Origin of the sequence: Kitasatospora sp. CB01950 (genome assembly GCF_001905465.1) — a bacterium.
GTDB lineage: Bacteria > Actinomycetota > Actinomycetes > Streptomycetales > Streptomycetaceae > Kitasatospora.
This window is the reverse complement of record NZ_LISX01000002.1, coordinates 370342-395233: the sequence shown is the minus strand read 5'-3', so window position 1 is coordinate 395233 and position 24892 is coordinate 370342. Positions and strand designations below refer to the sequence as shown.

25 protein-coding genes are annotated in these 24892 nt (G+C 75.1%); 16 read left to right on the top strand and 9 right to left on the bottom strand.

Going from position 1 to position 24892, the window contains the following annotated elements:
• Window positions 1-57: 57 nt before the first annotated feature.
• Window positions 58-1437 (top strand): DUF2398 family protein, encoded by a 1380-nt coding sequence (locus AMK19_RS06545; RefSeq protein WP_073808857.1) that lies wholly within the window; start codon window positions 58-60, stop codon window positions 1435-1437.
• A gap of 27 nt (window positions 1438-1464) precedes the next feature.
• On the opposite strand, the gene AMK19_RS06540 is transcribed toward AMK19_RS06545, so the two are convergent.
• From AMK19_RS06540 to AMK19_RS06520, 6 genes are all read right to left on the bottom strand, one after another.
• A complete protein-coding gene (locus tag AMK19_RS06540) occupies window positions 1465-1677 on the bottom strand; it encodes a cold-shock protein (protein WP_073808855.1) in 213 nt (70 codons plus the stop codon).
• Between the two features lie 75 nt (window positions 1678-1752).
• Window positions 1753-1917: a hypothetical protein gene (locus AMK19_RS35875; RefSeq protein ID WP_158071873.1), complete on the bottom strand. Its 165-nt coding sequence runs from the start codon at window positions 1915-1917 to the stop codon at window positions 1753-1755.
• Between the two features lie 32 nt (window positions 1918-1949).
• Window positions 1950-3059, bottom strand: coding sequence for a bile acid:sodium symporter (locus AMK19_RS06535; protein WP_073808854.1), 1110 nt, complete (start codon window positions 3057-3059; stop codon window positions 1950-1952).
• 311 nt (window positions 3060-3370) lie between these two features.
• A complete protein-coding gene (locus AMK19_RS06530; RefSeq protein ID WP_073808852.1) occupies window positions 3371-5008 on the bottom strand; it encodes a BCCT family transporter in 1638 nt (545 codons plus the stop codon).
• Between the two features lie 64 nt (window positions 5009-5072).
• On the bottom strand, window positions 5073-5699 hold the full coding sequence (locus AMK19_RS06525) for a TetR/AcrR family transcriptional regulator (RefSeq protein WP_073808851.1): 627 nt from the start codon (window positions 5697-5699) through the stop codon (window positions 5073-5075).
• Between the two features lie 80 nt (window positions 5700-5779).
• Entirely contained in the window at window positions 5780-6718 is a 939-nt protein-coding gene (locus tag AMK19_RS06520; protein ID WP_073808849.1) for an acyl-CoA thioesterase, read from the bottom strand.
• A 168-nt stretch (window positions 6719-6886) separates the two neighbouring features.
• Here AMK19_RS06520 and AMK19_RS06515 point away from each other — a divergent pair, with 168 nt between their 5' ends.
• Window positions 6887-7420 (top strand): TetR/AcrR family transcriptional regulator, encoded by a 534-nt coding sequence (locus tag AMK19_RS06515; protein WP_083646539.1) that lies wholly within the window; start codon window positions 6887-6889, stop codon window positions 7418-7420.
• A gap of 41 nt (window positions 7421-7461) precedes the next feature.
• Window positions 7462-7815 carry a hypothetical protein gene (locus AMK19_RS06510; protein ID WP_073808846.1) on the top strand — a complete coding sequence of 118 codons (354 nt, stop codon included), beginning with the start codon at window positions 7462-7464 and terminating at the stop codon, window positions 7813-7815.
• A gap of 6 nt (window positions 7816-7821) precedes the next feature.
• Here the strand turns inward: AMK19_RS06510 and AMK19_RS06505 are convergent, their stop codons facing one another.
• From AMK19_RS06505 to AMK19_RS06495, 3 genes are all read right to left on the bottom strand, one after another.
• Complete coding sequence (locus tag AMK19_RS06505; RefSeq protein ID WP_073808845.1) at window positions 7822-9237, bottom strand: MBL fold metallo-hydrolase; 1416 nt, start codon at window positions 9235-9237, stop codon at window positions 7822-7824.
• A gap of 259 nt (window positions 9238-9496) precedes the next feature.
• Window positions 9497-9967, bottom strand: a complete 471-nt coding sequence (locus AMK19_RS06500; protein ID WP_073808843.1) for a MaoC family dehydratase — start codon at window positions 9965-9967, stop codon at window positions 9497-9499.
• 147 nt (window positions 9968-10114) lie between these two features.
• Window positions 10115-10534 carry a pyridoxamine 5'-phosphate oxidase family protein gene (locus AMK19_RS06495; RefSeq protein WP_073809592.1) on the bottom strand — a complete coding sequence of 140 codons (420 nt, stop codon included), beginning with the start codon at window positions 10532-10534 and terminating at the stop codon, window positions 10115-10117.
• A 164-nt stretch (window positions 10535-10698) separates the two neighbouring features.
• Between AMK19_RS06495 and AMK19_RS35870 the strand changes: the two genes are divergently transcribed.
• The 13 genes from AMK19_RS35870 to AMK19_RS06430 all read left to right on the top strand — a co-directional run bounded on the left by AMK19_RS35870 (window position 10699) and on the right by AMK19_RS06430 (window position 24826).
• Window positions 10699-11535, top strand: a complete 837-nt coding sequence (locus AMK19_RS35870) for a hypothetical protein (protein WP_073808842.1) — start codon at window positions 10699-10701, stop codon at window positions 11533-11535.
• A gap of 142 nt (window positions 11536-11677) precedes the next feature.
• Window positions 11678-12307: a hypothetical protein gene (locus AMK19_RS35015; RefSeq protein ID WP_143200073.1), complete on the top strand. Its 630-nt coding sequence runs from the start codon at window positions 11678-11680 to the stop codon at window positions 12305-12307.
• Entirely contained in the window at window positions 12301-13221 is a 921-nt protein-coding gene (locus AMK19_RS06480; protein WP_073808839.1) for a hypothetical protein, read from the top strand. Before AMK19_RS35015 ends, AMK19_RS06480 begins: the two co-directional genes overlap by 7 nt.
• A gap of 87 nt (window positions 13222-13308) precedes the next feature.
• Window positions 13309-13941, top strand: coding sequence for an SAF domain-containing protein (locus AMK19_RS06475; protein WP_073808837.1), 633 nt, complete (start codon window positions 13309-13311; stop codon window positions 13939-13941).
• A complete protein-coding gene (locus tag AMK19_RS36435; RefSeq protein ID WP_073808836.1) occupies window positions 13941-15329 on the top strand; it encodes a hypothetical protein in 1389 nt (462 codons plus the stop codon). Before AMK19_RS06475 ends, AMK19_RS36435 begins: the two co-directional genes overlap by 1 nt.
• Window positions 15319-16902, top strand: coding sequence for an ATPase, T2SS/T4P/T4SS family (locus AMK19_RS06465; protein ID WP_083646537.1), 1584 nt, complete (start codon window positions 15319-15321; stop codon window positions 16900-16902). Before AMK19_RS36435 ends, AMK19_RS06465 begins: the two co-directional genes overlap by 11 nt.
• The gene (locus AMK19_RS06460; protein ID WP_073808834.1) at window positions 16902-17882 is read left to right on the top strand and encodes a type II secretion system F family protein; all 981 of its coding nucleotides are present in this window, start codon (window positions 16902-16904) and stop codon (window positions 17880-17882) included. Before AMK19_RS06465 ends, AMK19_RS06460 begins: the two co-directional genes overlap by 1 nt.
• On the top strand, window positions 17879-18766 hold the full coding sequence (locus tag AMK19_RS06455) for a type II secretion system F family protein (RefSeq protein ID WP_073808833.1): 888 nt from the start codon (window positions 17879-17881) through the stop codon (window positions 18764-18766). Before AMK19_RS06460 ends, AMK19_RS06455 begins: the two co-directional genes overlap by 4 nt.
• A gap of 61 nt (window positions 18767-18827) precedes the next feature.
• On the top strand, window positions 18828-19097 hold the full coding sequence (locus tag AMK19_RS06450) for a hypothetical protein (RefSeq protein WP_073808831.1): 270 nt from the start codon (window positions 18828-18830) through the stop codon (window positions 19095-19097).
• Window positions 19094-19540 (top strand): TadE family protein, encoded by a 447-nt coding sequence (locus tag AMK19_RS35005; RefSeq protein WP_143200072.1) that lies wholly within the window; start codon window positions 19094-19096, stop codon window positions 19538-19540. Before AMK19_RS06450 ends, AMK19_RS35005 begins: the two co-directional genes overlap by 4 nt.
• Entirely contained in the window at window positions 19537-19965 is a 429-nt protein-coding gene (locus AMK19_RS35865; protein ID WP_073808828.1) for a TadE/TadG family type IV pilus assembly protein, read from the top strand. The genes AMK19_RS35005 and AMK19_RS35865 overlap by 4 nt, the downstream gene beginning before the upstream one ends.
• 80 nt (window positions 19966-20045) lie before the next feature.
• A complete protein-coding gene (locus AMK19_RS06435; protein ID WP_073809587.1) occupies window positions 20046-20441 on the top strand; it encodes a hypothetical protein in 396 nt (131 codons plus the stop codon).
• The gene (locus AMK19_RS06430; protein ID WP_073808826.1) at window positions 20441-24826 is read left to right on the top strand and encodes a BTAD domain-containing putative transcriptional regulator; all 4386 of its coding nucleotides are present in this window, start codon (window positions 20441-20443) and stop codon (window positions 24824-24826) included. Before AMK19_RS06435 ends, AMK19_RS06430 begins: the two co-directional genes overlap by 1 nt.
• The last annotated feature ends 66 nt before the right edge of the window (window positions 24827-24892 follow it).

Here is a 24892-nt window from a genome sequence, read left to right as displayed (position 1 = left end):
GGAAGAGGTAGTTACCGGCGCGTACAGTCCGGTTCGGCGTCTAGGCTTGGGGGCGACATGGAGCGGCAGGAAGCAGCCGCCGGCGCCCGAACGGCCACCGGCGGCACGGGGATCGGACGCACGGGCGGGGCGACACGCCTCGCGGCCGCCACCCGGCCGTACCCGGCGGACGCCGGTACCGGAAGCGAACTCGCCGATTCCGTACGGGAATTGGCCGGGAGGTTCGCCGCCGCCGAGCCGGCCGGGGCGGACCTGCTGGCCTCCGCCGTGTTCGGCGCGTACGGCGCCCGACACCTCGGCGGCGCACCCCAGCAGGCCGAACCCGCACCCGGCACCAGCTGGTGGCACGGACCGAGCGTCCACCACACCACCTCCCCGCTGTTCCGGCCCCTCGACTACCGCCGGATACGGCGCGAAGGCCCCGCACTGCCCGCCCCCCGCCCCACCGGCGGCGGCCGGCACCGCAAACCCGAACGCCCCACCACCGAACTGCGCATCGCCGCCCGGCTGCTGCTCACCCACCCGCTGGTCACTGCCGACGGCCCGCACGGCGCGTCCCTCCCGCTGATCCGCCGTCACGCCGCCACCCTCGCCGAACGCTTCCACACCCTGCTCGGCTACCGGCTCACCCTCGGCCCCGCCCACGCCCGCCTGCACAAGGCCGCCCTCCCCGGCCGCGGCCTGCCCGGCCTCGACCCCGCCGGATACGCCGCCCTCGTCCGCGCGCTCGGCGAGATCGGCCGCGGCGCACAGCCGGACGCCGTGCCCGACGCCGTACGGGCCGTGCTCGACCGGTGGCAGCCGACCCCCGAACTCGCCGCCGACCTGCTCACCGCACCCGAACTGCCGCCCGCCGGGCCCGAATCGACCGTCCGCCGGCTGCTCGCCGAAACCCCCGTGGTGCTCCTCGACGACCTCGCGCCCGCCGAGCGCGACCACCTGCGCGAGGCCGCCCCCGCAGAGACGGAACGATTCGCCGACGTGCTCGGCCTCACCGCCGAGATCCGCGCCGAAGGCATCGCCCTGCTCGACCCCGCCGACGAACTCACCGACCTCGCCCTCCCCGGCACCGGCACCCTCGCCCAGGCCGCGCTGCTCCTCGCCGAACGCCTGGTCGAGGACCTCCGCCCCGTCGACACCGAGAGCGCCCCGCCCGCCGTGCTGATCCCCGACGCCCTCATCGACGGCACCCTCGGCGACATCACCGACGACTACGGCATGAGCGCCGGATGGGACGCCGGCTACCTCGCCGACCTCGCCGCGTTCCGCCGCGACGCGCTCGACCTGCTCCACCGCATGGGGCTCGCCGCCCCGGCCGGCCGGAACTGGCTGCTGCGCGCCCCCGCCGCCCGCTACGCCCCCCGCGCCGAACTCCAGCCCGCCCCGGGCTCCGGCCGCCACTCCCGCCCCCGGGGCAGGGACCGCCAGGCGGTGTGAGCGCGGACGCCCGGCGGTGACACGCGGTCAGAGCGTGAGCGGGCGGACGTGTTCGGCGACCGGGCGGAACTCCTGGACGGTGCTGTCGTACTGGACGCGCTGGCCCTGGTGGAGGAAACGGTCGTCCTCGGGGGCCAGGACGGAGTCGTAGTAGACGGCGACGTCGGGGCCGCCGTCGTCCGGGGCGATGTAGCCGTAGGCGTGGCGGGTGTCGAACCAGCGGACGGTGCCGGTCTCCATGGCGGGGCTCCCTTCGGGCCGGTCACCCTCAGTATCGGATGCGGCCCGGGAGCCCACCACTCGTTCGGAGCAGCGTCAGCGCTGCGCGGCGCTCACCGCGGGCGTCCGATGGCCGACGGTCTCCACGGTGGCGGCGACGCCGAACGAACCGAGGACGACGGAGGCCGCGACGGCGGCGCAGGCGAGCAGTCGGCGGTGCCGCTTGGGCAGCGGGAAGGCCGAGGCAGTGCGGGCGTTCATGGCAGGGAGCCTGACAGAGCGGCGTTACGCGGTCACGAAACGCGGGTGAAATCCGGAAGGGATCTCGGCGTCGGAACCTTCACCGCCGGATCGCCGCAGGTCGGACGGGCAGTCGTGGGTGTGCGCAGCAGACGCGGCAGGAACGAGGCCAGCACCTGCTGGGCCGCGCCGTAGAAGAAGATCGGCAGCAGCACCGCCGGGTGCCCGCCGAACTGGGAGCCGGCCAGGGCGGCCGCCGCGCTGGTGTTGTTCAGGCCGGAGGCGAGGGTGAGCGTGGTGCGGGCGGCCGGCGCGGCGGGGGAGCGGCGGGTGGCCAGCCAGCCCGCCAGGAACGGCCCCGCGCAGACCAGCGCCCCGCACCCGGCGGCCACCACGACCAGCCGCGGCTCGGGCCGCAGCACGATCTCCCGGGCCACGCCCGCCGCGTTCAGGTACGTCAGGGCGAGCGCGTTCAGCAGGCCCAGCAGCCGGAGCCGGGGGAGCAGCGCGGCGCGCAGCCGGCCGCGCAGCGGGCGGCGGGTGACGCGGCGGGCCAGCAGGCCCGCCAGGCAGGGCAGCGCCACCCACAGCGCCATGAACCGGCAGGTGGCGTCGGAGTGGGCGAGCGTGTCCAGCACCCGGCGCGGGCCGCCGCTCTCCGGTTCCTCGGCGAGGGCGAGTCCGAGCGGGGTGGTGAGCGGGCTGAGCAGCGTCGTGGTGAGGACCAGGCCGAGGCCCAGCGGCGCGTCCCCGCCGACCCGGGCGCCCCAGGTCTGCGCGGCGCCGGCCACCGGCATCGCGGCGGTCAGCGCCAGCCCCACCACCAGCCAGCGCGCCTCCCGGGCGTCCGGCCAGCACCCGGCGGCGGCCCGCTCCGCGCCGAGCAGCACCACCGCCCGCAGCACCAGCGCCACCCCCAGGCCGGTCAGCAGCAGCCCCGGCCGCAGCAGCGCCCGCCCGACGTCCGCCGCCCGGGTCTCGAACCCGCCGATGAACATCGCCGCGACCAGCATCAGCATCGGCACCGTCACCCCCGCCGCCCGGCAGTGCCGGATCTCCCCCGCCGCCCCCGGCAGCACCGCGCCCAGCAGGCAGGCGGCGAGGGTGGCGGCGGCGAGACGGCGCCGCAGGGCGCGGTCGAGGGCGGTGCAGAGCGGGCGCATGAGGGGACGGGCTTTCGGGCGGACGGGCTTTCGGGCGGGGGCGGGGCGCGTGCCGGCGGCGGCGCGTCCTCGGGCGGGACGCGTACGGGTGCGGCGTGGTGACGGGCCGTCGGGGCGGCTCCCGGCGGGCGCGGGCGGATGACGGCCGCCCGGCCGCCGTGCGGCGTGGAGACCGACCCGGATCAGCCTGCCACCGTCCCGGGGCGGCCTCGACCATGACGAACTCTTGGCAAAGGCGGGCGAGTTGCCGTCCCGCCCAGTCGCCGCACGGGGACCGGCCCGTCGGGGCGGGCCGTGGCGGCGGGCCCGTTTCACTCCTGCGGGCGAGACCGCTCGGGGTACTCCTCGCCGACCGCCGTGCCGACCGCGTCCCGCAGCCCGTGCGTCGGGTGCATGCGGGACGGCCCGGCCGCCGGGTCGGCGCGCAGTTCGCGGACCAGGGCCACGCACAGCGCCAGCATCACCAGGACGAACGGCAGCGCGACCAGGATGGTGGCGTTCTGCAGCGCCGTCAGCCCGCCCGCCAGCAGCAGCGCCGCCGCGACCGCCGCCATCAGCGCGCCCCACACCACCACCAGCCAGGTCCGCGGGTGCAGTGCGCCGCCCGAGGAGAGCGAACCCAGCACCAGCGAGGCGGAGTCCGCCGAGGTGATGAAGTACAGCATCACCAGCAGCACCGCGATCACGCTGGTCAGCGAGCCCAGCGGCAGCGCCTTCAGCATCTCGAACAGCCCGGCGTCCGCGCCCTGCGGAATGGTCGCGACCAGGTCGGCCGCGCCGGTGGACTGCAGCCGGATCGCCGAGGCGCCCATCACCACGAACCAGACCGTGGTCGCCCCGCTGGGCACCAGCAGCACGCCGATCAGGAACTGGCGCACCGTCCGGCCGCGCGAGATCCGGGCGATGAACGTGCCGACGAACGGCGCCCAGGACAGCCACCACGCCCAGTAGAAGATCGTCCAGGAGCCCAGCCAGTCCTCGTTGGTGAACGCCCCGGTCTGGGTGGCCAGCACCGCCAGGTCGGAGAGGTAGCCGCCGACCGTGGACGGCAGCGCGTCCAGCACGAACACCGTCGGGCCGACCACGAAGACGAACGCCATCAGCGCCGCCGCCAGCAGCACGCTGGCCGTGGACAGCCACTTCACGCCCCGGTGCACCCCCGACATCGCGGACAGCACGAACGCGCCGCCGAGCGCCGCGATCACCACCAGCTCCACGCCCTGGGTGGCCCGGACGTCCGTCACGTACCCGAGACCGCCCGCCACCTGGATCGCGCCCAGGCCCAGGCTGGTCGCCGAACCGAACACCGTCGCGAACACCGCCAGCAGGTCGATCACCCGGCCCGCCCAGCCGTGCGCCCGGCGCTCGCCGAGCAGCGGCACGAACGCCTCCGACATCCGGTTGCCCCGGCCCTTGCGGAACGTCGTGTACGCCAGCGCCAGACCGCCCACCGCGTAGATCGCCCACGGGTGCAGCGTCCAGTGGAACAGCGAGAACTCCAGTGCCCGCTGCGCCGCCGCCGGGGTCTGCGGCGCGATGTCCGAGCCGGGCTGCGGCTGCGCGTACAGCTGGAGGGGCTCGCCGACGCCGTAGAACAGCAGGCCGATGCCCATGCCGGCGCTGAACATCATCGCCACCCAGGCCAGCGTGGAGAACTCCGGCTCCTCGCCGTCCCGGCCGAGCGGAATCCGGCCGAACCGGCTCACCGCGAGCACCACCGCCAGCACCAGGAACACGTCCGCGGCGACCACGAACAGCCAGCCGAAGGAGTGCAGCACCCAGGACAGCGCGGTGCCCGACGTCCGACTCAACGAGTCCTCCGCGAACACCCCCCAGGCGACCACCGCCAGCACGGCGACCGCGCCGACGCCGAACACCACCCGGTCCAACGGGAAGGCGTCCGGCGACGCGGGCTGACGGTCGGTCGAAGGCTCCGAAGGTGTGGACATATGAGGCACTATGTCCACACCTGCCGGTTTCGGGGTAGGCGGCACGCCGAGAGCCGGCCGGGCGTCAGGGCATCGGCGCCGGCGGCTCGTACGGGCCCAGCACCAGCCGGACCATCTCCTCCAGCCGGGTGCGGGCGTCGTCCAGGGTGGACCGGCCGGTCACCCAGGCCGTCAACTCGCCCTGCCAGGCGTGCCCCACCATGTGCCGCACCAACTCCCCGGACGCCGACGGCACCTCCGGCAGCACCGCGCCCAGCGCCGCCCGGTCCGCCCGCGCCAGCCCCTGGAGGGCCTCGCTGGCGAACGGGTCGGTGGACGTCGCCACCGCCACCCGCAGCCGGGCCAGTTCGGGCTGCCGCTGGTACGCCCGCATGCCCCGGCGCACGAACCGCACCGCCCGCTCGGTCGGCGAGGCACTGCGCCCCGCCCCCACCTCGCCCACCAGATCGGCGAGCAGCAGTCGGTGCCAGTCCGCCATCGCCGCGGCCAGCAGATGATCCTTGGAGGAGAAGTACCGGTAGGCGGTACCCAGGGCCACTCCCGAACGCTCCGACACCTGCTTCATCTGGAGCCGCTCCACGCCGATCTCGGTCACCAGAGCCAGGGCGGCGGACAGGAGGGAGCCGCGGCGTTCGAGCTGACGGGGGGACATCGCCTCCACCGGACGAGGTGACAGGTCAACCTTGGTCACCCGAACCATGATACGGGGCAGCCCCGCGCCGCGGTATGACGCGACAGGTCACCGGTCAGTGACGGTCACGAACGGTGTGCTCAGGGCGACTTCGGCGCGGCCGGCAGTTTCGGCCGCAGCTCGCGCAGCAGCGTCTCCTGCACCGCCGACGCCACCAGCGCCCCGTCCCGGTCGTAGAACTCGCCCATCGCCAGCCCCCGGCCGTCCGACGCGGACGGGCTGCGCTGCGCGAACAGCAGCCACTCGTCGGCGCGGAACGGGCGGTGGAACCACATCGCGTGGTCCAGCGAGGCCAGCGCCACCCGCGACTCCGCCACCCGGTGCACCCGGTGCGGCTGAAGGTGCAGCGCGGTGGTCGAGGCCAACGTCAGGTCGGAGAGGTAGGTCAGCGCGCACACCTGCAGCAGCGGGTCGTCCGCCGGCAGCCGGGCGTCCGTCCTCAGCCAGACGAACTGCTGCGGGACGCCCGGCAGTTCGGGCGGAAGGCCCGGGGCGTCGGCCGGGACGAAACGCATCCGCAGGGCGCGGAAGATCGCCGACTGCCGGTACTCCTCCGGGGCGTCGCGCTGCCAGGCGACGTACGGGTCCGGCAGCTCCTCCGGGCCCGGCACCGGCGGCATGGTGCGCTGGCGGTCGCCCGAGGACTCCGGGCGCTTGAACGACGCCGACATGGTGAAGATCACCTCGCCGCGCTGGACCGCCGTCACCCGCCGGGTCGCGTACGAATTCCCGTCCCGGGCCCGATCCACCTGGTAGACGATCGGCCGGCGCGGATCGCCCGGCCGCAGGAAGTAGCCGTGCAGGCTGTGCACCCGCCGGGCCTCCTGCACCGTCCGGCCCGCCGAGGTCAGCGCCTGCGCCGCCACCTGCCCGCCGAACGCCCGCAGCGGCGCACCCGCGTGACAGACGCCACGGAACAGGTTCTCGTCCAGCTCCTCGATGGCGAGCAGCTCGCCGAAGGAGGGCAGGACAGGGGCGGTAGTCGGCGGCAGGGAGGCGGATGCGGTCACGCGCCACATGCTAGAACACGTTGCAGTATCGGGCGGGTGTGGAACGGGTCACGTCGGCTGTCGGCGGCGGTCGCCACCGGCGCCGGCGGCGGGCGGGGCATCGTCCGGGAGTGTGGCGACGGGGTTTTGGAACGGTCGTTCTTGACTGGTCGTTCTCGAATCCGTAGGGTCGTGGTCATGGGAAGACCACGCGCCTTCGACGAGGCCGAGGCCGTTCGGGCTGCCGCTGCGCTGTTCGCGGAGCGGGGGTACGACGGGACGTCGGTCGATGATCTGGTGCAGGGCCTCGGGGTGCACCGGGGCAGTCTGTACAAGGTGTTCGGCAGCAAGCGGGGGCTGTATCTCGCCGCGCTGCGGCACCACTTGGACGACGAGGTGCTGCCGACCGTGGCGGCGCTGACCGTCACCAGCGGGCCGGCCGAGGCGCTCGCGCAGGCGGCGGCCGGGTTCGACGGCGGGACGTCGGGCGGGCTGCTGCTGTCCGCGGCGGTCGGGCAGGCGGCGACCGATCCGGACGTCGCGGCGCTGGTCGCCGAGGCGGTGGGCGCACTGGAGCGGGCGCTCGCGACGGTGCTCCGGGAGCCCGTCGGCAGCCCGCTGGTCGAGGCGCTCGGTGCGAGCGTCCTCGGACTGCGGCTGCGCGACCGGGCGTTCGGCCCCGAGACGTCCGCGCCGGCCGTGCTCGCACTGGCCGCCCGGCTGGCCGGCTGACCGGCCGTCACACACACAAGCACTAGGGAGGGTTCACCGACATGGCTCGACTGACTGTCGACAACGGAACGCTGGTCGTGGAGATCGAGGGCCTGGACAAGCTCTGGGCGATCAAGAGCCGGATCGAGATACCGCTGGCCAACGTCCGCGGCGCGACCGCCGATCCGGGCGTCGCCTCGGAGCCCAAGGGGATCAGGGTGGGCGGCACCCAGTGGCCCGGGCTGATCACCGCCGGCCGGTTCCGCCGCCACGGCGAGCTGGTGTTCTGGGACGTGAAGAACCCGGCGAAGGCCGTGGTGATCGAACTCGCCGACGAACGCTACGCCCGGGTGATCGTCGAGGTGGAGGACCCGCGGGCCGCAGTGGCCCTGGTGGAGGGCGCACTGCGGCACTGACGGCCGTCAGAGCTGCGGGACTTCGCCGTCCTGGCCGGGTGACCGCTCGGCCGGGGCGGCGACGTTCGGCCCGGCGGCGCCCGGCTCGGTGCCCGGCCCGGCGACCTCGGGCCCGGCGGCGGCGTCCGGTCGGGCCGCGGCCAGCGGGGCGTCCGGGCGGGGCGGGGCGCCGGTGAGGGCGGCGGGGGTGTCGGGGACGGCGGTGGTGGGCGGGTTGAGCGCCTCGGGGACGAGGACGTCCGCCCCGGCGGGGGTGGCCGCGACGGCGCGCCACCAGAGTTTGACGGGCGGCGGGTCGGCCGGCTCGAAGGGCTTGCCGGGACGGGGCATCGCGAGCGTGACGCCGGCCGCGTTCGCGGCGGCGACCGTCCGTTCGGCGGGCTCCTCCCACGGGTGCGGGGCGAGGTCGAAGGTGCCCCAGTGCATCGGGAGCATCACCTTCCCGCCCAGGTCGCGGTGGGCCTGCACGGCCTCCTCGGGCGTCAGGTGGACCTCCGGCCAGTGCTCGGAGTACGCGCCGACCTGCATCATGGTGGCGTCGAACCCCCCGAAGCGGCGGCCGATGTCGGTGAAGCCCGGGAACCAGCCGGTGTCGCCGCTGTGGAACAGCCGGTGGCGGCTGCCCTCGACCACCCAGGACGACCAGAGGAACTTGCCGGTGGGCCGAGGCCCGCGCGAGCAGTAGTGGCGGGCGGGGGTGGCCGTCAGCCGCAGGCCGTCGAGTTCGACGGACTCCCACCAGTCGAGGTCGACGATCCGGTACGGCTCGACGCCCCAGTGCTCCAGGTGCGCGCCGATGCCCAGCGGCACCGCGAACACCGCGTCGCCGGCGGCCAGCGTGCGGACGGTGGCCATATCCAGGTGGTCGTAGTGGTCGTGGGAGATCACCACCACGTCCACCGGCCCGAGTTCGGCCAGCGGCAGCGGCACCGGGTGCAGCCGCTTCGGGCCGATCCAGCCGAACGGCGAGACGCGCTCGCTCCACACCGGGTCGAACAGCACCCGCACGCCGTCCAGTTCGGCCAGCACGGTGGCGTGCCCGAGCCAGGTCAGCCGCAGCCCGGACTCGGGCGGGGCGGCCAACTCGACCGGCAGCAGCCGGTGCACGGGCACCGCGGCGGAGGGGGAGCGGCGGTCGCCGTCCGCGGCCAGCCGGGTGCGCATCAGCGCCAGCGGGGTGTACCCGTACGCGAGGGGGCGGGTCGGCACCGGGTTGCGGAACGAACCGTCCACGAAATGAGGCGAGTTGCGCACCTTGTTCCAGCGGCCGCCGCGCGGGTCGGCGCCGAACGCGTCGGTGCGCATCCGGTGCCAGCTCTCCCGCGGCAGCGTCCGGTACGAGCGCTTCGCGTCGCGCAGCGCGAGCCCGGCCTCGGCGGCCAACTCACCGGCGCGGAACAGCCAGGAGACAGGACGGGACAAGGCACCTCCACGGTCGAACGCCCGAACGGCGGCGCGCCGGGACCGCGGGACGCGGGGAGCGCCCCGCGCGGGTCGACGGCAGGCCGGACGGCGCCGTCCGAACAGCCAGGGGGCTCCCGGCACGGACAGCGCATTTCAAACCCGGACATTACCTGCCAAATGTCCAAGATCAGTCGAACGGGCTCGCGGCGCGCCGTTCGAACCAACGCGAACGGACCGCCCCGGAAACCCGGGACGGTCCGTGCGGAGGAGGCGGAGGTCAGGCGGCCGGATCGGCGGCCGGGTAGAAGCGGGTGATGGCCTCGGCGACGCAGTGCGGCTTGGCGCTCGTCTCGCTGGAGATGGTGAAGCGGACCACCGCCTGCACCCCGCCCGGCACCTCGTCGGCCGACAGCAGCACCGCCGTCGCCCGCACCGGCGTGCCCACCGGCAGCGGGGCCGGGAAACGGACCTTGTCCGAGCCGTAGTTGAGGGCCATCGCGATGCCCGCCACGTCGTAGCACTCCTTCGCCAGCACCGGCAGCAGCGACAGCGTCAGGTAGCCGTGCGCGATCGTCCCGCCGAACGGCGAGTCCTTGGCGCGCTCCGGGTCGACGTGGATCCACTGGTGGTCGCCGGTCGCCTCGGCGAACAGGTTCACCCGCTCCTGGTCGACGGTGTGCCACTGGCTGGTACCGAGTTCGGTACCGACCGCGGCGGTCAGGTCGGCGAGCGAGGCGAAGGTCGTCACGGGGCGCTCCACAGGTGCGACGGGGCAGGGGACGGCCCGGCGGGCCGCCCCGCAGAGTATGCCTACTCGCCGGTCACCTGTCAGCGGCGTCCCGTCGGAACGCGGCGTCCGGCGGTGGAACGCGGCGTCCGGCGGCGGAACGGGGGGTCAGAGCGAGGCGTCGGGCATCAGGCGGCGGCCGGAGACCAGCTCCGGGGTGATCGCCACGTACTCCGGGCCCGGCTCCGGGATCCACGGACGCAGGCCGTCCTCCTCCAGCGAGGCCCGCTCCTGGGCGTCGCGCACCACCTCGGCCCGCCCGTGCACCAGCACGCTCCAGCCGCAGCGGCCCGCCGGGTCGAAATCGTCCACCTGGAACGCCGCCACCGTCCCGTCCAGCGCCCGCGCCACCCGCGTGCCGGTGCGCAGCGCCAGGATCAGCCGCCCGTCCGCGGCCAGCCGGAACGCCACCGGCAGCACCGCCGGCAGCGCGTGCTCGGTGTACACCACACGCCCCAGCGGCACGGCGCCGAGCAGGCGCAGGCACTCGGCCTCGCTCAGGGTCTCCACCCGGTCGTCTCGGTCCATGAGGTCGATGGTGCCCCGCCCGACCTGCGGCCGAACAGGGCCCATGGTCCCTGAGCTGGGGCTCATCGGGCCGAATTCGGCGCGCGGCGGCACCGCTCGGCGATACCTTGGCTGCGGCCGCGGCACGAGTGGCCCGGCGCGGCAGGCAGAGGGGGCGGTACACGGTGAGCGGTGGCATCGAACTGGTGGTGATCGGCGCGGACGGCGGCCCCGAACGCGGCCACGGCGGCTCCGCCCGCGTCGCCGACGGCGCCCGCACGCTCGCCGCGGCCCTGCCCGGCCGTACCTTCGACGCCGGCACCCGGGGCAGCAACGTGACCGTGCCGCCCGCCGGCGGCGACGCCAACGTCCTGCTCACCGGGCTGCGCGAGGCCGCCGCCCGCCCCGCCCGGTGGCTGGTGGTCTGCCTGCTCGGCCAGCTGATCGCCGACCCGCGCGGCCGTCGGGTCGCGCTGGTCACCGCGGGCTCCACCCCCGACAACGCCTACCGGCGCGGCCTCGCCTGGGACTGGATCACCAGCGCCATGGTCCACGGCGAGCAGGAGGAGACCCTGTTGATCGTCGACGCCGTCGCCGACCGCGACACCTGGACGGCGCTGCTGCGCGAGGACGGCGCGGGCGAACTGCTCGCCCACTCCCGGGTGCCGCTGTGGGGCCGGATCGGCCGCTGGAGCGCGGGCCGGCGGGGGCGCGACGGCGTCCTGCCCGGCGCGGAGGGCTCGTTCAGCTGGGCGCTCGGCCGGGTGCTGGAGCACGGCGTGCCCGGCGCGCCCGCCGCCGTCGGACCGCTCGACCTGCAGCCCGCCGTCGAGGGCCAACTCGGCTGGGGCGAACCGGCCGCGGCCGGCGAGGCCAGACTCCTGGTGCCGCGTGACGGCGGGAGACTCCTGATGCGCAATCGGGCCGCCGTGCGGGGAGCGCTCGCCGGACTGCCGCTCTCCGATGAACTTTTGGCAGTTCTGTGGCGAGAAAGCACCCCAACCGATCCGCCTTCCGCGTAAGGTCAGGACGCCCCGGGTGTTGCCGTACCGGGGCGGGTTGGCGAAGAATCGACCTCCGAGCGACCCGGAATCACCACAGGGGACGGCAGACGAGATCCGCGGTCCGGACCCGCCACAGGTTCGGCCGCGACAAGGTGGGGCTATGCGGCAGCGCGGAACTCTGGTGCGCCCTAAGGCGGTTGGGATCAGCGGGCTGCTTCTGCCATTCCTCCTCACCGCCCTGACGGCATGCGGTGCGACCGAAAAAGGCTCCGCCGACCGCCTCGGCACCCCCGACTCCGGACTTCCCCGCGCGAGCGCCGGCCCCACCGGGAACAACGACCCCCAACACAGCCCCGTCCCCGACCAGGGCGCCCAAGGACTGGACGCGCACAACGCGGTGATGTCCTATCAGTCCTGGTGGGACGTCCGCGCCGAGGTGTTCCAGCGATCGAATTCGGACGGAACCTCGCTCAACCAGTACGCCACCGGAAACGCGCTCGGCGAAGCCCTGCTTTCGCTCAACCGCCTGCACGACGCCAAACTCGTGATGACCGGCCGGCCCAGGACCTCACCCCTCCTCAAAAGCCTTGACCTGAACGCGAAACCGCCCGTCGCGACCGTCGAGGACTGCCTCGACGTCACCGACTGGCACCAGGTGGACGCCACCACCCGCGAGATCAAGGACCCGCCCCAGCGGCTGTCCCGCTATCCCGCGACCGCCGTCCTGAAGAAATACGGAAACCGCTGGCTGATCGCCGACTTCACCCGTGAGGTGACCAAGACATGCTGAACTCCGCCCGGCGCGCCGCCCTCTGTGTACTGACCGGAATCGGATTGACGGTCGGCGCCGTTCCGTCCGCGAGCGCCGACGTCGTCGGCCCCTGCGGCGACACCACCATCTGCGCGGGCCACGGCTGGACCGCCACCGCGCAGCCCCCCGGCTCCGGGGGCAGCGGCGGGGGCGGTGACTCCGGCTCCAACACGTGCAGTTGGAACGGGGAGACGGTGCCCTGCTGGCGCGACGACCTCGGCTGGTTCTCCGAGGGCTGCTACTACCGGCTGGCCAGCCCGCAGCCGCTGGAGTCCGAGGACGTCTGGGACGGCAGGACCAGCAAGGACGGCGCGATCTACGACCGGGCCTGTCTCGGCAACGAGGCGCCCGGCGCGGTGTTCCTGGCCAGCCCGCCCGCCGGCATGCGGCCCCGGACGCCCCGGCAGCTGGCCTTCGACGCCCTCGGCAAGATCGAGATCGGCCTGCGCGAACTGCACGTCGCCCCGAAGACCGACGCCGTGGTCGGCTCCCCGGTGTGGCTCTGGTTCGACCCCGCGAGGGACTTCACCGGCCCGCTCAGCGGCACCGTCCACGCCCCCGACTACGACGTCACCACCACCGTCACCCTCAAGCAGGTCATCTGGCACGTGGACGACGGCCCGGCCGGCCAGGGCCGGGTCACCGACGTCGTCTGCGACGACGCCGGAACGCCGTTCACCGCAGGCGGCACGCCCAGCTGCAGCCACACCTTCACCGCCAGCTCCGCGAAGATGAACGACCACGCCTACACCGTGACCGTCAGCCTGCTGTGGCGGGTCACCGCCCACACCTCGACCAACGTCGACATCAACATGGCGGACTTCACCTGGCGCACCGACCTCGACAAGCCGGTCCTGCGCATCCCGGTCAACGAGGTCCAGGTGCTGAACTGACCGGCCGGCGGCCGGAGATCCGGCCGCCGCACCCGAACTGACGTTCCATCACGAGTGAGAGGCCGCGAAGCGGTGGAGAACCGAAGCATGCCGACCCCGCCGCGCCGCCTCGGGGCGCGCCGGCGCAGGCCCGCCGTGCTGGCCATGGCCGCCGCACTGATCGCCGCCGGCGGACTGGGCGGCGCCGTGCTGTACAACAGCAGCGGCCAGCGGATCGCCGTCCTGGCGCTGGCCCGCGACGTCCCGATGGGCCAGGTCATCGGCAACGACGACCTGGTGGTCGCGCACATCGCCGGCGACCCCGCGCTGCACCCGCTGGACGCCCGCGACCTCGAACACACCGTCGGCCTGCGCGCCACCACCGACCTCAAGCGCGGCGCCCTGCTGGTCAAGTCCGACCTGACCAGCGACCCCGCCACCCAGCCGGGCCAGCAGATCGTCGGCCTCGCCGCCAAGCGCTCCCAACTGCCCGCCACCCGGCTGCAACCCGGCCTCCAGGTGCTGGTCGTCTACACCCCCGACAGCACCAAGGCCGACGGCACCACCCGCACCCCCGAGACGATGGCCGCCATCGTCTCCGGCGTCGGCCGCACCGACACCGACGGCACCACCGTCGTCGACGTGGCCGTCGGCCCCACCGACGGGCCCCGGCTCGCCGCCTGGGTGGCCGGCGGCAAGTTCCAGGTGATCCTCGCGCCCCGAAACGCCGGGGGCTCCTGATGACCGTGGTGGCCGTACTCGGCGGGCCGGGGGCGCCCGGGGCCACCAGCAGCGCCCTCGCCCTGCTGCTGTCCTGGCCGCTGCGCCCGGGCCGCCGGGTGCTGCTCGCCGAGTGCGACCCCGACGGCGGCGCGATCCTGGCCGGCGCCCTCGAGGGCCGCGTCGAAGCCGTCTACGGACTGCGCAACCTCGCCGTCGCCGACCGGCGCGGACTGCTCGCCCAGACCCTGTGGGAACAACTCCTCGACGTCTCCCCGCAGGGCACCGGCGAACGCCTGCTGCTGCCCGGACTCACCGACCCCACCCAGGCACCCGGCCTCGCCTACACCTGGGAACCCCTGGTGGAGGCGCTGCGCGCGCTCGAACCCGACGGCTACGACGTCATCCTCGACCTCGGCCGCTCCGGCGCCAACGGCCCGATGGCCGTGCTCGCCCGGCGCGCCGACGTGGTCGCCGCGACCGTCCGTACCACCCTGCGCGGACTCTCCGCAGCCCGGCCCCGGCTGGCCGCGCTGCGCGAGGACCTCGACACCAACGGCACCGGCTCCGACAGCCTCGGACTGCTGCTGGTCGCCGAAGGCCCCTACCCCGACCACGAGGTCTCCCGACAGTTCCGACTCCCCGTCCTCGGCAGCCTCGCGCACGCCCCGCGCACCGCCCGGGTGCTCTCCGACGGCGGCGACACCACCGACCGGCGGTTCATCCGCTCCGAGCTGATGCGCACCGCACGGACCACCGTCGACCGCGTCCAGCACCTCGCCGACGTCCGCCGCCGGCGCCTCGGCCCGCAGACCCGGCCGGCCCCGCAGGCCCGGCAACTCCCGCCGCAGCAGCCCCGGCCGCACCAGGCGCCCGCCCCGCACCAGCCCATCACCCAACAGGCCGTACCCTCGCAGCAGATGACGCAGCAACAGATGACGCCACCGCAGGCCACACCGCCCGCAGCCCCGTTCGCGCCGCCGCCCCCGCCGTACCAGCAGCCGCCGCACGGGCAACAGCCGTTCGCCGCCGGGCCGGTGGGCGGACGGACGCCCCAGCCGTACCCGCCCCAGCCGCACCCTCCGCAGCCGCACCCTCCGCAGCCGTACCCGCCGCAGGACCGGCCCCAGCAGCCCCACCCGCCGCAGGCGTACCCGCCGCAGCCCGGGCCCGTTGCGCCGCCGCAGCAGCAGGTGCACCGGCCGCAGCCCGGCGGGCAGTTCACCGGGGAGTGGCCGATCCGGGTGGACAGCCCGCCGCAGATCTCGTACACCGCGCCGTACATCGCGCCGCCCGTGGTGCCGCAGCCGCCCGCGCCCGCGCCGTTCCCCGCGCCGTTCCCCGCGCCGTTCCCCGGACAGGACGACGGGCCCGCCGACGGGACGGGGGAGGTGCACCGTGCGCGCTAACCCGTACCAGGGGCCGCCGCCGCCCGGCCCGTACGTCAACGGGCAGGTGGTGTACGGCGGTTCGCCGGACGCCGCCGGCCTGCCGTGGGCCGCGCCGGTGATGCCCGCCCCCGCCCCCGCCGGCCCGGTGGCGCCCGTGCCCGCCGCCGTACCCGCGCCCATGCCCGCGCTCGCCGCCGCCGGCGCGGCGCCCGCGATGGACACCCAGGTCGCCCGGGAGCTGAAGCGCCAGGTCGCCGCCGAACTGCACCAGCAGCTGTCCCGGCTGAACGAGGCGTCCGGCACCGAGGCCGACCGCGCCACCCGCCGCCAGCGCGGCCGCGCCCTGATCGAGGAGGCCGTCGCCCGCTGGTCCGACGCCTACGCGCAGACCCACGGCATCCCGCCGACCCGCGACCAGGACCGGGCCCTCGCCGAAGCCGTCTACGACCTGCTGTTCCGCGCCGGACGCCTCCAGCCCTACCTGGACGACCCGGAGATCGAGAACATCCTGATCAACGGCTGCGACGACGTCTGGGTCTCCCGCGTCCACCAGCCGCTGCGGCAGGTCCCGCCGGTCGCCGACTCCGACGAGGAACTGATCGAACTCCTCCAGGACCTCGCCCGCCAGCACGGCGGCGGCGAACGCAGCCTCTCCACCGCCAGCCCGATGCTCGCGCTGCGTCTGGAGGGCGGCATGCGCCTGCAGGCGATGACCGAAGTCACCCCCCGCCCGTACGTGGCGATCCGCCGCCACCGGGTGGCCAGCGCCAACCTCCGCGACCTCGTCCAACTCGGCACCGTGGACACCACCTTGGCCGCGTTCCTGGCCGCCGCCATCCGGGCCCGGAAGAACGTCATGATCACCGGCACCCAGGGCGTCGGCAAGACCAGCCTGCTGCGCGCGATGGCCGCCGAGATCCCCCCGGACGAGCGGATCGGCACCCTGGAGTCCGAGTTCGAACTGTGGCTGCACACCCTCGGCCACCTGCGCCAGGTCGTGCCCATGGAAGCCCGCGAGGGCAACGGCGAACGCGTCGACGGCCGCCTCGCCGGAGAGCTGACCATCGGCGAACTCATCCCCGCCGCACTGCGCATGACGCTGTCGCGGATCATCGTCGGCGAAGTCCGCTCCGGCGAGGTCGTGCCGATGCTGCGCGTCATGACCAACGGCGAGGGCGGCTCCATGTGCACCCTGCACGCCCGCGGCCCGCACATGGTCGTCGACCGGATCGCCGAACTCTGCCTGGAGTACGGCTCCCACATGACCGACAGCCTGGCCTACCGGCTCACCGCCAACGCCATCGACTTCATCGTGCACGTCACCATGGTCGACGAGACCGCCGTCGGCGGCCGCCGCCACCGCTTCGTCTCGCACGTCCTGGAAGTCGCCGGCCTCGGCGAATCCGGACGGCCCGCGATGAACACCGTCTTCGGGCCGCGCCCGGAACTCGGCGAGGTACGGGCCGTCCCCGTCACCCCGCCGCACAGCCTGGACGACCTGCGCCGGGCCGGCTTCGACGCAGGACTGCTCGCCTCCCCCTACGGGACCTGGGGCGCGCCGCTCAACCTGCGGATCGGGGGGATGCGCTGATGCTCCTGTACGTCCTGTGCGGACTGCTCGTCGCCGGCGGACTGGTGGCCCTGGCCACCGGCCTCGTCGGACGGCGCGACGACCCCGAGGAACAGGCCAACCCGCTCGAAGGGCGCCTGCACACCCTCTGGTACGGCGCGCCCGGCACCGCCTCGCCCGGCATGGCCCGACTGCGCCGCGTCCAACTCGCACTCGCCCTGCTCGGCGGCCCCGCCGGCTGGCTGTTCACCGGCATCCCCCTGGTCGCCCTGCTGGTGCCCGCCGCCGTCTTCGGCCTGCCCTGGCTGTTCGACGCCACCCGCTCCGACACCCGCCGGATCGAACGCCTCGAAGCCCTCGCCGAATGGACCCAGCGCCTCGCCGACGTGCTGCTGCTCGGCGTCGGCCTCAACCAGGCCATCGTGACCAGCCGCCGCACCGCACCCGCCGCCCTGGAGACCGAGATCGCCGACCTCGCCGCCCGCCTGCAGGCCCGCTGGCGCCCGGAGGACGCCCTGCGCGCCTTCGCCGACCAACTCGCCGACGCCACCGCCGACAAGGTGCTCGCCGCCCTGCTGCTGCGGGCCGGCGACAGCGGCCCCGGCCTGGCCCGGGCGCTCGCCGACATGGCCGAGTCCGTCCGCGAGGAGGTCCGCCAGCGCCGCACCATCGAAGCCGACCGGGCCAAGCACCGCACCACCATCCGCTGGATGGTCGGCATCATCCTGCTGGTGATCGTCCTCGGCTCGTTCAACTCCCGCTACACCGCGCCCTACACCACCGGCATCGGCCAACTCGTGCTCGGCGTCGTCGCGGTGGCGTTCGTGCTGGTGATCGTCTGGATGCGCTCGCTGGCCTCCTACACCCCGCTGCCGCGCATCCTCGAACAGGACCGGCGCTCCAAGGCCGGCCGGATGCCCGGACAGCGCACCGGCGAGGAGAACACCGCCGGGAGCGCCGCCGGCGACGACACCGACCCGCTGGTCAAGGGGGCCCGATGATCTCGCCCTGGGCCGTCCTCGCGGGCGCCGCCGCAGCCGGCGGCCTCGCCCTGCTGCTCGCCGAACTCCGCCCCGCCCCACCCGACCTGGGCCAGGCCCTGGACCGGCTGCACCGCACCCCCGAACCCCGCCGGGCCACCGCCGACGACCCCGCCGACCCCTGGTACGACCGGGTCGGCGAACGCTCCATGCGGCTGCCCGGCGTCCGCATCCCGCAGCAGGAACTCGCCCTGATCGGCCGCAGCCCCGCCCGGTTCATGGCCCACAAGGTGCTGTTCGCCGTCCTCGGACTCGCCCTGCCCAGCTGGTTCGCCGCCCTCGCCACGCTGTTCGGCGACGGACTGCCGCTCGCCGTCCCCGTGCTCGTCGGACCACTGCTCGGCGCCCTGCTCTGGTTCGTCCCCGACGGCATCGTCAGCGGCGAGGCCAAGGAGGCCCGCACCGAATACCTGCACGGCATCGCCGCCTACCTGGAACTCGTCGCCCTGGAACGTGCCGCCGACTGCGGACCCGCCGAAGCCCTCCGCCGCGCCGCCGCCGCCGGCCGCGGCACCGTCTTCCGGCGGATCCGCGACGCCCTGGAACGCGCCGCCACCGACCGGCTCCCGCCCTGGGACGGACTCGACACCCTCGCCCAGGAGCTGGGCCTCACCCCGCTCCAGGACGTCGCCGACATCATGCGGATCTCCGGCGTCGACGGCGCCGCCGTCTACGACACCCTGCGCGCCCGCGCCAAGAGCCTGCGCAGCGAACTGCTCTCCGAGGAACTCGCCAAGGCCAACACCGACAGCGAACGGATGGTCGCCCCCGGCTCCGCCCTCACCCTGCTGATGACGGTCCTCATCGTCTTCCCCGCGCTCTACCAGATGCTGACCGTCCAATGACCCCGCCGACCCGCCGACCCCGCCGGAACCGTCCCCCTTTCCCCGCACCGGAGAGCACACCATGAACCGAATCCGCGCCCTGGCCACGGCAGTTCTGCTGCCGCTGCTGTTCCCCGTCCACCTGCTGCGCCCCGTCCTGGAGTTCCGCCTGGTCAAGCTGCGCGCCGCCCGGGCCTCCGGCGACCGCGGCGCGATCAGCATCGAACTCGCGCTCGCCGTCATCGTGCTGGTCGCCATCGCCGGCGCCGTGGTCTACGCGATCACCCAGCTCGGCACCAACGTCAAGAACAAGATCCCGCAGAACGTCCCGGACGGGGGCCAGGCGCCGTGACCCCCCGCCCGCCCCGACCCGTCGCCCTCCGCGCCCTGACGGCCCGGCAGTTCCGCGGACGGACGCTCGACGCGGGAGCGATGGCGATCAGCCTCGCCATCGTCTTCCCCGCCGTGCTGTTCGTCATCCTCCTGGTCGTGCAGGCCGGACTCTGGTGGTACGCCGACCAGGCCGCCCTGACCGCCGCCCGGGAGGGCGTGGACGCCGGACGCGTCAACGGCGCGCACGCGGACGACGGGCCGAGGCGGGCCCAGGACTTCACCGACCGGCTCGGCGACCTCGCCCGGCTGGAGGGCATCCAGGCCGACAGCGGCGACCCCGAGCTGTACCGGATGTCCGTCACCGTCCACCCGGCGTCCGTCCTTCCCTTCTTCGACCGGCTGACGCTCACCAAGACCGCCAGCGCGCCCCGGGAGAAGTTCGTACCGCAGGGGCAGCCGTGAACCTCCACGACGACCGCGGGTCGTTCGCGATCGAGGCCGCGATACTCGTGCCCGTGGTGCTCGCCTTCGCGCTGATGGCGGTCGCCGCCGGGCGCGTGCAGAGCACCGGCGCGGTGGTGGACGCCGCCGCCCGCTCCGGCGCACGCGCCGCCTCGCTGGCCCGCACCCCCGAGGGCGCCCGGCAGGCAGCCGCCGACGCCGTTCAACAAGCTCTCGAGGACCGGGGCGTACAGTGCGCGACCGAGCCCGTCGGAGAGCCCCAGTACGGCATCCTGAGGACCGACGGCGATCCGCTCACCACCATCACCGTCCAGGTCTCCTGCACCGTCTCCTTCGGCGACCTGATGGAACTGGACGGCCTGCCCGGCCACAAGACGCTCACCGGTACATTCACCTCCGTGGTGGACCGCTATCGGGGAAACTGACCGCACGTCACCACCGGAGGGGGGAAGGGACTGTGAACGAACAAGGCGTGAACTGCCGTGACCGGGGCAGCATTTCGGTCATGGTCGCCGTCACCGCCGTCAGCCTGGTGGCCGTGGTCGGCCTGGTCCTCGACTGCGGCGGCCGGCTGCGTGCCGTCGAACGGGCCGACGCACTCGCCCAGGAGGCGGCCCGGGCCGGCGGCCAGCAACTCGACATCGACGCGCTGCGGGCCGGCCGGGGCTACCGCTTCGACCGCGCCGCCGCCGAACGCGCCGCCACCGGGTACCTGCGCAGCCACGGCATCAAGGGCGCCATCGGCTTCCCGAACCAGGGCGACCTGCAGACCTTCAGCGTCACCGTCGAAACGGACTACCCGACCGCGCTGCTCGGCCTGGTCGGCATCACCACTCTCCCCGTGCAGGGCCACGGCAAGGCCACCCTGGTACACGGCATCACGGAAGGGACGACCGGCTGATGGCCGCGCGCGGAGCCGACGACCAGCACCGCAAGGGCCGCCAGGGGCGGCGACCGCACCCCGGCGGCAACCCGCCCGCCCACCTGCGCCCCGCCCGACGACGGCGGGGCGCGGGCGGATCGGTCCTCGCCGCGCTCGGCTCACTGCTGACGCTGGCCGTCCTGCTGGTCGGCGTGCCCGTCCTGCTCGGCTACGGCACCGCGACCGTCGCCGCGATGGGCAACCCGCTGGGCCGCGGCCTGGTCGAGGCGCTCACCAGCCCCGACGACGGCAGCCTGTTCCTGTGGCTGCTGGTCGCCGTCGGCTGGCTCGGCTGGCTGTGCTTCCTGATCTCCGTCCTGATCGAGATCCCCGCCCAGCTGCGCGGCCGGGTCGCCCGCCGGCTGCCCGCGTTCGGCTGGAGCCAGCGGATCGCCGCCGGCCTGGTCGGCTCCGTGCTCGCCCTCCTCCCGGTCGCCGGCTCGGCCTTCGCCGCCACCCCCGAACTCGCCGAACGCCCCGCCGCCGTCGCCCAGTTGACGGCCTCCCCGGCGCTCGCCGCACTGCCCGCCGCCGCCCCGGCCGCCGCACCCGCCGCCGACCCGCAGCAGCCCACGTACACGGTGCGCGACTCCCGGCCCGCCGACAGCCTCTGGTCCATCGCCGAACGCCAACTCGGCGCCGGCGAACGCTGGACGGAGATCGCCAAGCTCAACGCCGGCCGCCCGATGGACGACTCCGGCACCCGCTTCGACGCCGACCGGCCGATCCAGCCCGGCTGGCAGCTGCTGATGCCCGGCGACGCCAAGCCCGACCCGGCCGGCGGCGGCGGTGGCGGCGCGGCCGCCGGCGGGAACGCGGCGCCCGGCGGGGGCACCCAGAGCGCGGCCGTCCCCCCGGCCGGGCTCGCCGCGCCCGCCCACGGCACCGTCACCGTGCACTCCGGCGACTCGCTGTCCGGCATCGCGCAGCGGGAGTTGGGCGACGGGGACCGCTGGCCCGAGCTCTTCGAGGCCAACAAGGGCGTCACCGCGCCCGACGGCGAGAAGCTCACCGACCCGGACGTGCTCGCCACCGGCATGGTGCTCACCGTGCCCGGCGCCCAGCAGCCCGCCGGGCAGCAGCAGCCCGCGCCGCAGTCGTCCGGGGCGCAGTCCTCGGGGCCGCAGTCGTCCGGGCCGCAGCAGGTCGTTCCGCGCAGCCACGCGCCCGAGAGGCCGGAGCCTGGCGACCAGCCCGCACCGGTGCAGACGCCCGCTGCCGAGACGCCCGCGCCGTCCGAGACGCCCTCGCAGGCCCCTGCGCAGACGCCCGCCGCGTCGCAGGGCGCGTCGCAGGGGGCGTCGCAGGGCGCCGAGACGCCCGCGCCGGCCGGGGAGACGCCCGCGCCGCAGGACAGCGCCCCCGCCGCCAACCTGCCCGCCGTCCGCGACCACCAGCAGGCGCAGCACGGCGACGACTACACCGTCCCGCTGGCCGTCTCCACCGTCGGCGTGCTGATGGCCGCCGCCCTGATCAGCCTGGTCGCCCGCCGCCGCACCGACCAGCAGCGCGCCCGCCGCCCCCGGCACCGGATCGCCCTGCCGTCCGCCCCCGCCGGCCGCTTCGAGGCCGAACTGAAGGCCCGCCAGGACGACGACGGCCTCGACCTGCTCAACCGCGCGCTGCGCACCCTCGGCCGCAACACCGTCCGCGGCGACAAGCGGCTGCCCGCCCTGGTCGCCGCCCGGATCACCACCGCCGGCACCGTCGAACTGCACCTCGCCGCCCCCGCCGTGCCGATCGCCCCGTTCCGGGCCGCGCACGCCCCCAACGTGTGGTGGTGCCCCGACGACTCCAACGAGCTGCTGTCCGCCGGCCAGGCCGCCAAGTACAGCGCCCCCTACCCGGCGCTGGTCACCCTCGGCAACAGCCCCGACGGGTCCACCGTCCTCGCCGACCTGGAGACCGTCCGCCTGGTCCACCTCTCCGGCCACCCCGACGACGCCGACGACGTGCTGCGCACCCTCGCCGTCGAACTCGCCCACAGTCCGCTCGCCGACCGCCTCCACCTGCACCTGGTCGGCATCGCCACCGACCTGCCCGCCGCCGGCCCCGCCACCGACCGGGTCCACCACCACGCCACCCTGGAGGCCGCGCTCGCCGCCCTCGGCCCGCGCACCGCCAAGGCCCGCGCCACCCTGGTCGCCGCCGAGGCCGGCAGCCCCCGGGAGGCCCGCAGCCGGGGCAGCGCCGACGAAGCCTGGGTGCCGGAGATCGTGCTCTCCGCGCAGCCGCCCGCCGGCGGCATCCCCGCCGAACTCGGCCGCCTGCTCGACGGACGCCCCCGCACCTGCCTGGCCGTGCTCACCCGCGCCCCCGAACGCGGCGCCGGCCCCGTCGCACGCTGGACGTTGCCCGCCACCGGCCAGTCCACGCTGCCCGGCCTGCACCTGAGCGTCGAACTCCAGCGCCTCAGCCGCGAACAGTACGACCAGCTCGGCGAACTCGTCCGCGCCTCCGGCGACTTCACCCAGCACCCGGCCCCCGAGTGGACCCTCGACGGCCCGCACAACGGCCCCGAGGACGAGGCCGAGATCCCGCTGCCCGCCGTCCCCGCGCTGGCCACCGTCGGCGCGGCGATCGCCGCCCACCCCGGGGCGTTCGGCTTCGACGCCGGATCGGGCGGGGCGTCCGGGTTCGCCTCCGAGTTCGCGTCCGACCTCGCGTCCGACCTCGCCTCCGAGCGGGTGGACACCGGTCTGGACGCGCGGCTGATCGCGCTGCTCGGCGGGCCCGGCGGGGCGGCCGCCGGCTCCGACACGCCCGTGCCGCTGTCGCTGGCCAAGCCCGGCGCCGCCTTCGCCGCTCCCGTCGAGGGCGACCCCGGCGCGCCGCGCGTGCTGGCCCGCGTCGTGCCCACCGGCAGCAGCCCGTTCGCCGGGCTGGTCCCCACCGCGCCCACCAACCCGTACGCCGTCACGCCCGTCACCCCCGTCCCGCCGGCGGAGACCGGACCGCCCGCGCCGCCCGCGCCGGAGGCCTCGCCCGCCGCGCCCCGGCACGCCGCCAACGGCCAGGCCCGCAAGGCCACCACCCCGCCGCACGGCACGCCCGTCGACCCGCGCCTCGGCGCGACGTACCCCGTCGCTCCCGTTGCTCCGGTGGAGCACGACCCGGACGAGGCCGACACCGCCGAGATCCCGCCGGTGCGGACCGAGCCGGAACTGCCGCAGCAGGAGCCGCAGTCGGAGCCGTCGTACGAGCCGTCGCAGGAGCTGTCGCCGGCCCCGGAGTCGGCGGCGGAACCGGTCGCCGAACCGGTCGCCGAGCCGGTGGCCGGGACCACGCAGTACGGGCAGGGCACGCAGTACTTCGAGCTCCCGCCCGTGGAGGCCGCCCCGGAACCGAACCTCGACAACTCCCGGCAGTACGTCGAACTGCCGCCCGTCGAGCCCGCCCCCGCCCCGTTCGTCCCGGCCCAACTCCCGCCCGCCGCACCGGTGGTGCCCGAGCCTGCGCCGATCCACGACCAGGCCGAGGCCCTCGACCCGCACGCCGTGAGCGCCAGCGCCCGGCCCTCCGCCCGGCCCGGAAGCACCCCCGCGCGGACGGACAGCGACGACCTGCTGGCGATCCTCCGCTCCCCGGAGGCCCACCACCTGCGCTCTGCGCCGCGGATCCGGCTGCTCGGCCCGGTGGACGTCCTCGGCGTCGCCGGGCACATCGACCCCGCCGCCCGCCCCCGGCTGACCGAGCTCGCCGCCTACCTGGCGCTGCGCCCCGCCTCCGAGCACTCGGTGATCGACCGGGACATCCACCCCGGCGCCGCCCACCTCGACCCGAAGGCCACCGTCGAGCGCCTCGCCGAGCCGCTCCCCGTCAAACTCGCCGCCCTGGCCACCTGGTTGGGCACCTCCCCGGAGGGCCGCGACTACCTGGCCGCCGAACCCGCCGAGACCTACAGCCTGGCCCCGACGGTCGGCTGCGACTGGGACGAGTTCCGCAGCCTCTACCGGCGCGGCATGCGCTCCACCTCCACCACCGCCGACGCGGCCCTCGCCCACGCCCTCGCCCTGGTCCGCGGCGCCCCGTTCGCCGAGGCCCCCGGCGGCGCCTTCGCCTGGGCCGAGGCCGAACGCCAGGACATGCTGGCCGCGATCGTCGACACCGCCCACGAACTCGCCGCCCGCCGCCTCCAGTACGGCGACCACCGCACCGCCGAGGCCGCCATCTTCCGCGCCCTCGCCGTCGCCCCCGACGTCGAACTCCTGCACCGCGACCTGTTCTACGCGTACGCCTCCGCCGGCGCCCGCGACCAACTCGTCCGCGCCGTCAACCGCCTCGACGCCCTCAGCCGCCGCACCGGCCGCGACCTCGACCCCGACACCGTCGCCCTCCTCCGCGACCTCCTCACCGGAGGCTGACGGACACCTCGCCGGCAGGGCTCACGATTCGGTGGGCACTGTCGGCGGATCACGATCCCACCCCGG

Bases quoted from the DNA above. Each gene is read 5' to 3' on its own strand.
- AMK19_RS06510 (WP_073808846.1), top strand. From the start codon at position 7,462: ATGGCTCGACTGACTGTCGACAACGGAACGCTGGTCGTGGAGATCGAG.
- AMK19_RS36435 (WP_073808836.1), top strand. From the start codon at position 13,941: ATGACCGTGGTGGCCGTACTCGGCGGGCCGGGGGCGCCCGGGGCCACC.
- AMK19_RS06460 (WP_073808834.1), top strand. From the start codon at position 16,902: ATGCTCCTGTACGTCCTGTGCGGACTGCTCGTCGCCGGCGGACTGGTG.
- AMK19_RS35875 (WP_158071873.1), bottom strand. From the start codon at position 1,917: ATGAACGCCCGCACTGCCTCGGCCTTCCCGCTGCCCAAGCGGCACCGC.
- AMK19_RS06475 (WP_073808837.1), top strand. From the start codon at position 13,309: ATGCCGACCCCGCCGCGCCGCCTCGGGGCGCGCCGGCGCAGGCCCGCC.
- AMK19_RS06455 (WP_073808833.1), top strand. From the start codon at position 17,879: ATGATCTCGCCCTGGGCCGTCCTCGCGGGCGCCGCCGCAGCCGGCGGC.
- AMK19_RS35015 (WP_143200073.1), top strand. From the start codon at position 11,678: ATGCGGCAGCGCGGAACTCTGGTGCGCCCTAAGGCGGTTGGGATCAGC.
- AMK19_RS06450 (WP_073808831.1), top strand. From the start codon at position 18,828: ATGAACCGAATCCGCGCCCTGGCCACGGCAGTTCTGCTGCCGCTGCTG.
- AMK19_RS06480 (WP_073808839.1), top strand. From the start codon at position 12,301: ATGCTGAACTCCGCCCGGCGCGCCGCCCTCTGTGTACTGACCGGAATC.
- AMK19_RS06495 (WP_073809592.1), bottom strand. From the start codon at position 10,534: ATGGACCGAGACGACCGGGTGGAGACCCTGAGCGAGGCCGAGTGCCTG.
- AMK19_RS06430 (WP_073808826.1), top strand. From the start codon at position 20,441: ATGGCCGCGCGCGGAGCCGACGACCAGCACCGCAAGGGCCGCCAGGGG.
- AMK19_RS06435 (WP_073809587.1), top strand. From the start codon at position 20,046: ATGGTCGCCGTCACCGCCGTCAGCCTGGTGGCCGTGGTCGGCCTGGTC.
- AMK19_RS06535 (WP_073808854.1), bottom strand. From the start codon at position 3,059: ATGCGCCCGCTCTGCACCGCCCTCGACCGCGCCCTGCGGCGCCGTCTC.
- AMK19_RS06540 (WP_073808855.1), bottom strand. From the start codon at position 1,677: ATGGAGACCGGCACCGTCCGCTGGTTCGACACCCGCCACGCCTACGGC.
- AMK19_RS06545 (WP_073808857.1), top strand. From the start codon at position 58: ATGGAGCGGCAGGAAGCAGCCGCCGGCGCCCGAACGGCCACCGGCGGC.
- AMK19_RS06520 (WP_073808849.1), bottom strand. From the start codon at position 6,718: ATGTGGCGCGTGACCGCATCCGCCTCCCTGCCGCCGACTACCGCCCCT.
- AMK19_RS06530 (WP_073808852.1), bottom strand. From the start codon at position 5,008: ATGTCCACACCTTCGGAGCCTTCGACCGACCGTCAGCCCGCGTCGCCG.
- AMK19_RS06515 (WP_083646539.1), top strand. From the start codon at position 6,887: ATGGGAAGACCACGCGCCTTCGACGAGGCCGAGGCCGTTCGGGCTGCC.